The 10,134-nt window shown below is 25.7% G+C and carries 10 protein-coding genes; 3 read left to right on the plus strand and 7 right to left on the minus strand.

Annotated features, from left to right (window positions below):
- Position 1 precedes the first annotated feature (1 nt).
- The 4 genes from ADFLV_RS05255 to ADFLV_RS05270 form a co-directional block, all read right to left on the minus strand.
- Positions 2–1,711, minus strand: coding sequence for an ABC transporter ATP-binding protein (locus ADFLV_RS05255; RefSeq protein WP_014473820.1), 1,710 nt, complete (start codon positions 1,709–1,711; stop codon positions 2–4).
- Between the two features lie 89 nt (positions 1,712–1,800).
- On the minus strand, positions 1,801–3,102 hold the full coding sequence (gene murJ / locus ADFLV_RS05260) for a murein biosynthesis integral membrane protein MurJ (RefSeq protein ID WP_129012162.1): 1,302 nt from the start codon (positions 3,100–3,102) through the stop codon (positions 1,801–1,803).
- Positions 3,102–4,676, minus strand: coding sequence for an endonuclease/exonuclease/phosphatase family protein (locus tag ADFLV_RS05265; RefSeq protein ID WP_129012161.1), 1,575 nt, complete (start codon positions 4,674–4,676; stop codon positions 3,102–3,104). Before ADFLV_RS05265 ends, murJ begins: the two co-directional genes overlap by 1 nt.
- Before the next feature lie 90 nt (positions 4,677–4,766).
- Positions 4,767–5,426: a ferritin family protein gene (locus ADFLV_RS05270; RefSeq protein ID WP_014473823.1), complete on the minus strand. Its 660-nt coding sequence runs from the start codon at positions 5,424–5,426 to the stop codon at positions 4,767–4,769.
- 257 nt (positions 5,427–5,683) lie between these two features.
- Here ADFLV_RS05270 and ADFLV_RS05275 point away from each other — a divergent pair, with 257 nt between their 5' ends.
- Positions 5,684–6,088 (plus strand): Fur family transcriptional regulator, encoded by a 405-nt coding sequence (locus tag ADFLV_RS05275; RefSeq protein ID WP_014473824.1) that lies wholly within the window; start codon positions 5,684–5,686, stop codon positions 6,086–6,088.
- 24 nt (positions 6,089–6,112) lie between these two features.
- On the opposite strand, the gene ybeY is transcribed toward ADFLV_RS05275, so the two are convergent.
- Together ybeY and radA are read right to left on the minus strand one after the other, a co-directional pair.
- The gene (ybeY, locus tag ADFLV_RS05280; protein WP_129012160.1) at positions 6,113–6,532 is read right to left on the minus strand and encodes an rRNA maturation RNase YbeY; all 420 of its coding nucleotides are present in this window, start codon (positions 6,530–6,532) and stop codon (positions 6,113–6,115) included.
- Between the two features lie 42 nt (positions 6,533–6,574).
- Entirely contained in the window at positions 6,575–7,924 is a 1,350-nt protein-coding gene (gene radA / locus ADFLV_RS05285) for a DNA repair protein RadA (protein ID WP_129012159.1), read from the minus strand.
- A 97-nt stretch (positions 7,925–8,021) separates the two neighbouring features.
- Here radA and ADFLV_RS05290 point away from each other — a divergent pair, with 97 nt between their 5' ends.
- Positions 8,022–8,498, plus strand: a complete 477-nt coding sequence (locus ADFLV_RS05290) for a ribonuclease HI (RefSeq protein WP_129012158.1) — start codon at positions 8,022–8,024, stop codon at positions 8,496–8,498.
- A gap of 5 nt (positions 8,499–8,503) precedes the next feature.
- Here the strand turns inward: ADFLV_RS05290 and ADFLV_RS05295 are convergent, their stop codons facing one another.
- Positions 8,504–9,490: a lipid A deacylase LpxR family protein gene (locus tag ADFLV_RS05295; protein WP_129012157.1), complete on the minus strand. Its 987-nt coding sequence runs from the start codon at positions 9,488–9,490 to the stop codon at positions 8,504–8,506.
- 61 nt (positions 9,491–9,551) lie between these two features.
- Here ADFLV_RS05295 and ADFLV_RS05300 point away from each other — a divergent pair, with 61 nt between their 5' ends.
- Positions 9,552–10,115, plus strand: coding sequence for a YqiA/YcfP family alpha/beta fold hydrolase (locus ADFLV_RS05300; protein WP_014473829.1), 564 nt, complete (start codon positions 9,552–9,554; stop codon positions 10,113–10,115).
- Positions 10,116–10,134 lie beyond the last annotated feature (19 nt).

Here is a 10,134-nt window from a genome sequence, read left to right on the forward strand (position 1 = left end):
ATCAAATATTAGCTGAATTATACAATCTTTGATACTCATTAGAAGAATTTAATAGTTCATTTTCTGTTCCAATAGAAACAATTTCACCATTTTTAAATACAGCAATTTTATTTGCATTTTTTATTGTACTTAATCTATGTGCTATTATAAATGTTATTTTATTTTGACTTACTTCGTGAATTACTTCACTAATAATTGATTCACTTTTATTATCAAGTGCTGAAGTTGCTTCATCCAAAATTAAAATTTTTGGATTTTTATATAAAGCTCTTGCTATTGCAATTCTTTGTCTTTGTCCTCCACTTAGATTTGTTCCAAACTCATCTAAAATTGTGTGAATACCTTTTTTCATTGCCATAACAAAATCGTAAGCATGAGCTTGTTTTAAAACTTCAATAACTCTGACTTCATCAATTTCATGACCATAAGCGATATTAGCTGCTATTGTGTCGTTAAATATATAAACTCTTTGTGTTACTATTGAAATATTTTCCCTTAAAGATTTGGTATCAAAATCTTTAATTGAAATTCCATTTATCAGTAAATTTCCTTTAGTTACATCATAAAATCTAATTATTAAATTTATAAGTGATGATTTTCCACCACCACTATCTCCTACCAGTGCAACAATTTCACCTTTTGTTGCATTTAGATTTATATTTTTTAAAGCAGTAAAATCTTCATATTTTAGTTCTACATTTTCAAATTTAATCTCATTAATATCTTTTGGTGCTTTGATAGTTCCTGATATAATAGTTGGTTTTTTTGAGAACATATCATTGATTCTTTCATTTGCTGCAATTGCATCTTGCATACTATTATAAAGACTTGATATTTTTTTAATGGGAGTGTATAACATAAATAAAGCAGCTATAAATGAACTAAATGTTCCAGTTGTTAATTCTCCTGAAATTACTTTTGAACCACCCACTAAAATTACTGCTGCAAATGCAAATGCTCCAATAATTTCCATTACAGGTGAAGTTAGTTCATTTGTTCTAACTGATTTCATATTGTATTTAAAAAATATCATATTATGAACTGAAAACTTTGTCATCTCAATTTTTTCAGTTGAATTTGCTTTAATTATTTCAATATTATTAAAAGATTCGTTTAGACTTGTAGTAATATCTGAATTACTTTCTTGAGATTTGAAAGATAGTTTTTTCATTTTTTTTGCAAGAATTGATAATGGATAAATGGCAAGTGGTAAAACAACTAAACCGTAAAATGCCAATTCAGGAGAGTGATAAATTACAAGTCCAATTAATCCAACAACAGTTAAACTTTCTCTGATAAATTCTGCAATACTATTTGATACGGCTCTTTGGATTCTATTTATATCATTTGTAATTCTACTTACAAGTTCTCCTCCATGAATTTTTTGAAAAAAATCCATATCTAAAGTCAAAACGTGTGAAAATAGTTTATCTCTTACAATTCTAGTAATATCTTGACCAATATATGAAATATAATAAGCTTGAATATATCGTCCAAACCCTTTAGCTGTGTATAATATAACAACAAATAAAGGCATCATATAAAGCATTTTTTCATCTTTATTAATAAAAATTTCATCTAATAAAGGTTGAATTGCATAAGCAGTTCCTGCTGTTGAACTTGCAACTAAAATTATCCCTATTAATGAATAAAAAAATTCTAATTTATAATTTTTGTAATATGGAATATATTGTTTGAAAAAGTCTTTCATAGAAATCCTAGTATAATTGTATGTAAAGCTTTTATTATAGCTTAATCTTGCTAAATATAACTAAATTTAAAATGTTAAAAAATAGTAATCTATTTTTTGAACATTTTTATAAATTTATCAAAACCAAAAGCTTTAATAGTTAGAAAAAATAAAATAAATCCACTTAATGTACTTGCAAAGGCAAGACCAGCAGCTCCAAATGGTTTGATTAATATTAAAGAAAAAATAATATTCCAAGCTAAACTTTTCATTGATATTTTTGCACTTAAAAATTGTTGTTCATTTGAATATAACCAAAGTGAGAAAATTTTTGCTAAACCAAAAGGTAAAAGACCAATTAGATACATAGTTAATATCAAAGCAGTATTTTGTGTATCATTACTTGTAAAAGCTCCTCTTTCAAAAAGAAGTTTAATAATAAATTCATTAAATACAATTCCAATTAACATAGAAAAGAATAAAACGGCAAATAAAATAATAGATGATTTTTTCATTAGATGTAAGGCTCTGTTTTCATCTTTATTTTTTATTGCACGTGCTACCATTGGAAATAGGGCAATTGAAGTTGCAATTGCAAAAATAGCCAAAGGAAGCTGGAAAACTCTATTTGCATAATAAAGGTATGAAATAGAACCACTTATTAAAAAAGAGGCTAACCAAGTATCAATAAAAGCTGAAAGATGCATAGTTGATGAACCTAATGTTGCAGAAAAAAAGTTTTTATAAAATTTTGTTTCTTCTTTTTTCTTATGCTTTTTAAAGTGAAAGATTTTACATAAGTTTGCTCTTTTAACTGCAATCAAATGAACAATAATTTGTAAAATTCCTCCAACGATAACCCCATAAGATAAATAAAAAGTAATTTCATATTTATCCATATTTTTAGAAATTAATAGTGCAGCAATCATTCCAAGATTTAAAAGCGCAGTTGAATATGCACTTGTTGCAAAATGGTGTTTGTATTGTAAAAGCGCAGCCATAAATGTAACTGTGAAAATAATTGGCAAATAGTAAAAGTTTATTGCAAATAGTGGAGCAGCTAAATCAACTGTTTCTTTTGAAAAACCAATCGCAAAAGCTTTTGCAACAATATGAGAAAACATAGTTACAATCAAAGATAATATGATTAAAAATCCAAATAATTGTAAAAAAACAACTGATGAAAATCTGATTTTATGTTTTGATTTTGCATAAGAAGGAATAAAAGCTTGAGTAAAAGCTCCGTCAGCAAAAATACTTCTAAATAAATTTGGTAATTTAAAAGCAATAAAAAAGATATCAGAATAGATATTTGCTCCTAAAATGGAAGCAGTTAGTAAATCTCTTACAAAACCTAAAATCCTTGAAACTAAAATACCTGAACTATTTGTAAAAATTGATTTAATTAACATTAATTTCCTACTTTGTAATCAGTTTTTTTATGAATTATAATTTGCATATTTCCTCTGTATGAAGCTAGATGAGCATTTAAAATAGTGATTTTATCTCCATTTTTAGGAAGTAAATCTCTATTTTTTGCATAAAGTTTTATATATTTGTTTTCATCTAAATAAAGCCTTGAATTTTTAACAGTACCTTTTAGATTTTTTATAATTTCATTTTCATACTTAAAATCAAAAATATTTATATTAGAAGTATCTAAAAATAGTGATTTATAATCAATGAAATTTTTTTCTTCTTCAACAATAAAATCTTTTATCTCTTTTAAGCCAAAATATGTATTTATTTGATTTACTTGAATATTGTATGAAAAACCAAGTTTTAGATTTTGAGCGTTTTTATAGATATAAATTGCTCTATCATTTTCTCTTTTTACAATAGCCTTATCTTCATCTTGATAAATAACAACAACATTATCTAAAAAAATTGGCTTAGTTAATTTTTCTTCTTTATATAAATCTTCTATGGTTTTTATTTCTTCTTTATTCTTTTCTATTTTTTTTATAATATTTCTATCATCTTTTTTTATAGAAAATTGGGCAATGATAGGAAGATGGTCTGAATAACCTTTCCCTTTGTGAATTTTTAGAAATCTATCATCACTCATTTTCCATCTGTTTATTTGACCATTTTCATATAAATAAGTTGGTTTAAAAACATAAAAAGATTTTGGTATATATGAAAGTTTTTTATTATCAAATAAAGCAGGAGGAACAAGTATACTATCAGGAGTGTTATTTTGATTTTTAAATTTTGTTGAAAATCTTTCACTTGGATTTAAATCTAACCATAAATTATAATGAACTCTTTTCTCTTCTTTTAAAATATTAGAATATGTAATAAATTTATCATCTAAGGTTGTATTTAATACTTGATTTATTCCTGTTATTCCTGAAGTATTATTTAATTTTTGACTTCTTTTAAAAGTTTCAAATTCATCATAATCAGAGTTAAAATCACCTAATAAAATGTAATCATAATCTTTTTCTATATCTTTTACTCTATCTTGTAAAGTTTTAGCATATTTAACCCTATAACTTTCTCCAACAGCTTTTGAAGGCCAATGATTATTAAAAACTTTAAATTCAATATTTTCATAAACAAAAGTTGTTTCAAGTATTGGTCTAAAAACTCTTGTTCTAAATTTTACATCAATATGTTTGGTGTTTTCTATTTTGACTTTTGATAAAAATCCCAATCCTATTGCTGAATTAGAATATTTTACAAAAGAGTAATATTTATATTTTGGAAGTTTTTTTTGTAAAAGAATCATTAAATCTCTATTTTCAACTTCTTGAAGTGCAATGATATCTGCATCTAAATCTTCTAACACTTGTATAAGATTATTAAGTTTTATATTGAAATTTCTTTGATTCCATTGGGATTTTCCATTGGGGATAAACTCAGTATATTCATCATTATCATTTTTTAAATCAAATAAATTTTCTACATTGTAAGTTGCAATTTTTAAATTATCAGCATTTAAAGAGATAAGAAAAATAAAAAAAATAAAAAATTTAAGCAAGAAACAAACTCCGATAATTTTGTATGTAATCTTATCGAAGATATTATTTTTAAGAGGTAAAACTTTAAGAAGTTTTACCTAATTTAGATTTTATCCAACAGTTACATCTTTTGATTTTTTCTTGAAGTACTCTTTTTCAACTCTACATAAAGGACACTCTTTTGGTGGTTTTTTACCTCTATGAACATGTCCACATACTTCACAAACCCACTCTTCTTCCTCTTCTGATTCAAAGAAACCTTCATCTTCTAAAGCTTGTAAAAGTTCTCTATACTCTTTTTCGTGTTCAACTTCAACTTTTCCAATAGCTTTAAATAATCTTGCAATCTCTTTTAATCCTTCTTCTTTAGCAATTGCTTCAAAATTTGGATACATTTCTTCATGCTCATATTGTTCTCCATCTGCTGCTGTTATGATATTTTTAGCAGTTGAATCAAGTTCATAATCATTTACTAATTTATTGTAAGCTTTGTATTCTGCACGTGCATGATATTTTTCATTAACTGCAGCTTCATGGAAAAACTTTGCAATTCTATGATACCCTTGTTCGTAAGCAATATCACCATATAAATCATATTTATTTCTTGCCATTGATTCACCTGCAAATGCTTTCATCAAATTAACAGCTGTTAAATTTGTTGTAATCATTTCCATTTCTTGACCACAGCAGTGTAAAGTTCCTCCACCAACATTTTGTACTTCTACTTCATTGCCACATTTATTACATTTATAAGTTTCGTATTGTTTCATTTTTTTCCCTTTATTTTTTTAGTCTTTTTATTATAACATTATATAAATAAAACTTTAATAATTAATTTTATTAAAGGATAATATTTATTATTTGAGAATTATAAAATATTAAAACTTAAAAGAAAATTATTTTCCAATAGTAAAATTTATGCTATAATAATAGCATAGAGAATCTTTGAAAAAATATCTCTAAAAAGCTATGTAATTTATGTGGAAATAAATATTAAAGTAGTATGATTCCGCGAAAGGAAGAATTTATGACAAATTATACGAATTTATTAAAAGAATATGATTTAAAAGTTACTCCTCAAAGAGTAGCAATCGTTGAAGAACTTTATAAAAATGGTCATATGAACATTGATGATTTATACAAAAAACTATTATCTAAGTTCCCTTCAGTATCATTAGCAACTATTTATAAAAATATTAATGCAATGGTTGAAAAAGTTTTTCTATCAGAAGTTAAGTTGCCAAATTCAAAATCTGTTTATGAATTGGTAAAAACTGAACATGCACATTTAGTTTGTTCTTCTTGTGGTTATATCGAAGATATTATGCTTGATGCATCAAGTATTCAAGAACAAGCAAACAAATTGAGTTCATTTAAAATTGACTCAACAAGTATTGTTTTAAGTGGACTTTGTCCTCATTGTTCAAAATAGTCTAGTTGTAACTAGGCTATTTTATTAAGAATTTCTTACTATTAAACTGTCAGGTAAATTAAACTCTTTTATTAACTCTTCTTCTTTTGCTCTATGTTCACCTTGATCAACTTCGTGGTCATAACCTAAAAGATGCAATATTCCATGAATAAATAAAAGTGATAATTCTTCATTAAAACTATGTCCATACTCTTTTGATTTTTCTTCTACAAAATCTGTTGAAATTACAATAGAACCTAAAGGCATATTTGGCATTTCAAAATCCATAGGAAAACTTAAAACATCAGTTGCTTTATCTATATTTCTATGTTCTTTATTTAATTTTTTAATTTCATCATTTTTTACAACAAGAAGTTCAATATCTTTTTTTGTTAGTGTTTTTGCGATATTTTCTAAACTTAAAATATCTATTTCAAATTCTGTTCCATTATCTAAATCAATCATTTTATTCCTTAAAATAGTTTTATCATTTTTGAGACATAAATTCTAAAATAATTCTATCATTTTAGAGACTTCATCAACTGCAAAAGTCTTAATATCAAGTTTTAAATTTGTTTTTTGAGCAATAACAGCTTTTTTTATACCTTGAGCTTGGGCTTCTTTTAATCTTAAATCAATAGAATAAACATCTTTTATTTCACCTGTTAGTGAAACTTCACCTATAAAAGCTGATTCTTTTGAAATAGGTCTATCTCTAAATGATGAAATAATAGCAGCAATTACAGCTAAATCAGCTGAACTCTCTTTGATTTTTATTCCACCGCTTATGTTTATGAATACATCATAAGTATTTAGTGGTAAATCTATTTTTTTCTCTAAAAGTGCAAGAAGCATAGTAAGTCTATTTGCATCAAAACCTGTTGCACTTCTTTTTGGATTTGGATAAGTACTTTCTGTTACAAGTGCCTGAACTTCAAGGATAATTGCACGACTTCCTTCCATAGTTACAGTTAAAGCTGAACCACTTTGAGATTTACTTTTATCAAAAAATTTTGAAGCTATATCTTTTGCACTAATAAGTCCTTCTGCTGTCATTTCAAAAATACCAATTTCGCTGGTACTTCCAAAACGATTTTTAAAACCTCTCAGCATTCGTAGTTCCCTGCTTGCTTCTCCTTCAAAGTATAAAACAGTATCAACCATATGTTCTAAAACTCTAGGACCTGCAATACTTCCATCTTTTGTAATATGACCAATAATAAACATAGCAATATTTGACTCTTTTGCTTTTCTCATTAACTCAAATGTTATTTCTCGAACTTGTGAAACACTTCCTGGTGCGCTTGTTAGATTTGAAGAATAGATAGTTTGAATAGAATCTATAATACAAACTTCATAATTTTCTCTTAAAAGTTCATCTTGTATCTCTTCAAGTTTTATTTCGCTTAATAAAAAGAGTTCATCATGATTTGCTTCAAGTCTATTTGCTCGTAGTTTTATTTGACCAGCACTCTCTTCACCAGAAACATAAAGAACTTTTTTCCCTGATTTTGCGATACTTCCAGCAACTTTTAGTAATAGTGTTGATTTTCCAACTCCTGGACTTCCACCAATTAAAGTTAAACTTCCTGGAACTATTCCTCCACCCAAAACTAAGTCAAATTCATAGTTAAAAGAAGAAAATCTTGTAACATCATCTTGTTCTATTTGGGTTATTGGTTTTGCTTTTGATGTTGTATTTATGATTTTTGAAGAGTGTTTTAAAACTTCTTGTTGTTCTTGGTTTAATTCAATAAAACTATCCCAAGAGCCACAATTTGGACATTTTCCAAGCCATTTCGTAGATTGTTCTCCACAATGTTGACATTCAAAAAGTGTTATTTTTTTCTTAGCCATTTTCTATCCTTCTAAACATAAGCGCAATTATAATCAAATTTTTTATGTGCTTTATAAAATATGACACTTTGTAATATAAAAGATTGTATTATCTTTTATGAAAAATATAAAATTATTTACTGATTCAAGTGTAAATCCACAAGAAAAAATTGGTTTTGGAAGTTTTTTGATTATTGAAGATGAAAATTTATCTTTTGAAAATTTGAGAAAAACTATCAAAACAAAAAAATTTGAAAATACAAGTTCCACAAAACTTGAACTACAAACTCTACTTTGGGCTTTGGATGAAATAAAAAATAAAAACTCTTTAATAGAAATTTATACTGATTGTCAAAATATCATAAACTTAAAAGATAGAAGAGAAAAATTAGAAAAAAATGAGTACAAATCATCTAAAGATAAATTAATAAATAATCATGAATTATATAAGCTATTTTTTGAAAAATCTGATAAGTTAGATTTAGTTTTTATAAAAGTAAAAGGACATAAAAAAAATAGTTTAAAAGATGAAATTGATACTATTTTTAATCTTGTTGATAAAGCATCAAGAAATGCTTTGAGAAATCAAATATAACTTATCTAAAATAGATAAGCTATATTTATTCCTCCCCAATTTTCATTTTGGTTGTACTCTTTTGATAAATTAATTTTTGAAGTTTTAAAGCTAAATGATAAAACAAATTTATCAAGATAAGTATCCAATGAAATAACTTGAACTAAGCTATCTTTTAATTCATCTAGTTCATAAGATTTGTCATGATTATTCACATAAAAATAATCTGTATAAGAGTAACCTAAACCATAAGATAATGACCAACCTAAATTTTTATTTGTTTTAGAGTCAAGATTTAAAAGTTTATTTTCATTTACACCTATAAATTTTCCTACACTATTAAAGTTATTTGGAAAGTTATTACCATATCTAATCATTGTCCCAGCCATTAAAGATCTATTATAATTTCCAACATTTGCTCTAATTGTATTTACTAAATCCATTTTTCCATAAGAGAATTCATGTTTCAATGCTCTATAACCATAAGAGTAGGAAAAGTTATATAAAAAATCATCTTTTAATTGATTGTCCCATCCTTGTGGTTCAGTACTACCAATTGTATTATGAAAAGATTTTTGAAAAGAGTCAGTTTTTGTACTAGGTCCAACAGCCCCTAAAGTAATAGTATATTCATGAAAAAAATCTTCTTCCCATTTGAATAAAATAAAATCAAGAGTAGCAACTCCTGCATAAGGTAAATCACCTATAATTTTTTCTTTTTTATCTATATCACTTGGTGTAAAGGCATAATGTGAATAAGTCAAACCTAAAGTTTGATATTTTGTATCATTATTGAAAGTTGGAATTTTAGAGATTAAGTCAAAAAAACTATTATTATATTTAGAAGAATTATTTGTATCTTTGTTTGTTAAATAACTCAAATAAGTTCCATTTGTATAGTGTTTGTCATCTCCATTTATTACATCATTTTCCAAAAAAACTGAAAAAACTTGTGCATTCAGATTTAAAACTAGAAAAGATGAAGTGAAAATAATTTTTGAAAATAATTTCATTATCAAGCCTTTTATTGTAAAATTGCATAATTATATAATAAAAAAATTGGAAGAAAATAAAATGATAATATACATTCATGGATTTGCAAGTTCGGGCTTTGGTTCAAAACCACAAAAATTTAAAGAGTATTTTGAAGAAGAAATAATAACAATTTCTCTTCCTACTATTCCAAATTTAGCAATTGACACATTAGAACAAATAATAGAATTTTCTTTAAATAAAGAAGAGCCAGTTTATCTAGTAGGTTCTTCTCTTGGTGGATTTTATGCCCTTTATTTAGCAAATAAGTATGATTTGAAAGCTGTTTTAATAAATCCAGCAGTTAATCCTTGGGGAACTTTGCATAGATATGAAGGAGTGGAATTTGTTACAAATTATTATGATAATTCACGATTTGAATTCACATCAAATCATATAAAATCATTAAAAAATTATGAAGTACAATTTATAAAAAATCCTCAAAATTTTATCACTTTATTACAAGAAGAAGATGAGGTTTTAGATTTTAGTGAAGCAGCTTTAAAACTAGAAGAGACAGATTTGATAATAGAAGAGGGAGGAAGTCACTCTTTTGATGGAATAGAAAGATATTTTAGAAAAATAAATAGTTTTTTTTATAACTAAGAAATAATATATTTATCAA

This window comes from Arcobacter defluvii, from assembly GCF_013201725.1.
Lineage (GTDB): Bacteria > Campylobacterota > Campylobacteria > Campylobacterales > Arcobacteraceae > Aliarcobacter > Aliarcobacter defluvii.

Excerpts from the sequence above, each read along its gene's own strand:
- ADFLV_RS05255 (WP_014473820.1), bottom strand. The coding sequence starts at position 1,711 with ATGAAAGACTTTTTCAAACAATATATTCCATATTACAAAAATTATAAA.
- murJ (WP_129012162.1), bottom strand. The coding sequence starts at position 3,102 with ATGTTAATTAAATCAATTTTTACAAATAGTTCAGGTATTTTAGTTTCA.
- ADFLV_RS05270 (WP_014473823.1), bottom strand. The coding sequence starts at position 5,426 with ATGAAACAATACGAAACTTATAAATGTAATAAATGTGGCAATGAAGTA.
- ADFLV_RS05275 (WP_014473824.1), top strand. The coding sequence starts at position 5,684 with ATGACAAATTATACGAATTTATTAAAAGAATATGATTTAAAAGTTACT.
- ybeY (WP_129012160.1), bottom strand. The coding sequence starts at position 6,532 with ATGATTGATTTAGATAATGGAACAGAATTTGAAATAGATATTTTAAGT.
- radA (WP_129012159.1), bottom strand. The coding sequence starts at position 7,924 with ATGGCTAAGAAAAAAATAACACTTTTTGAATGTCAACATTGTGGAGAA.
- ADFLV_RS05290 (WP_129012158.1), top strand. The coding sequence starts at position 8,022 with ATGAAAAATATAAAATTATTTACTGATTCAAGTGTAAATCCACAAGAA.
- ADFLV_RS05295 (WP_129012157.1), bottom strand. The coding sequence starts at position 9,490 with ATGAAATTATTTTCAAAAATTATTTTCACTTCATCTTTTCTAGTTTTA.
- ADFLV_RS05300 (WP_014473829.1), top strand. The coding sequence starts at position 9,552 with ATGATAATATACATTCATGGATTTGCAAGTTCGGGCTTTGGTTCAAAA.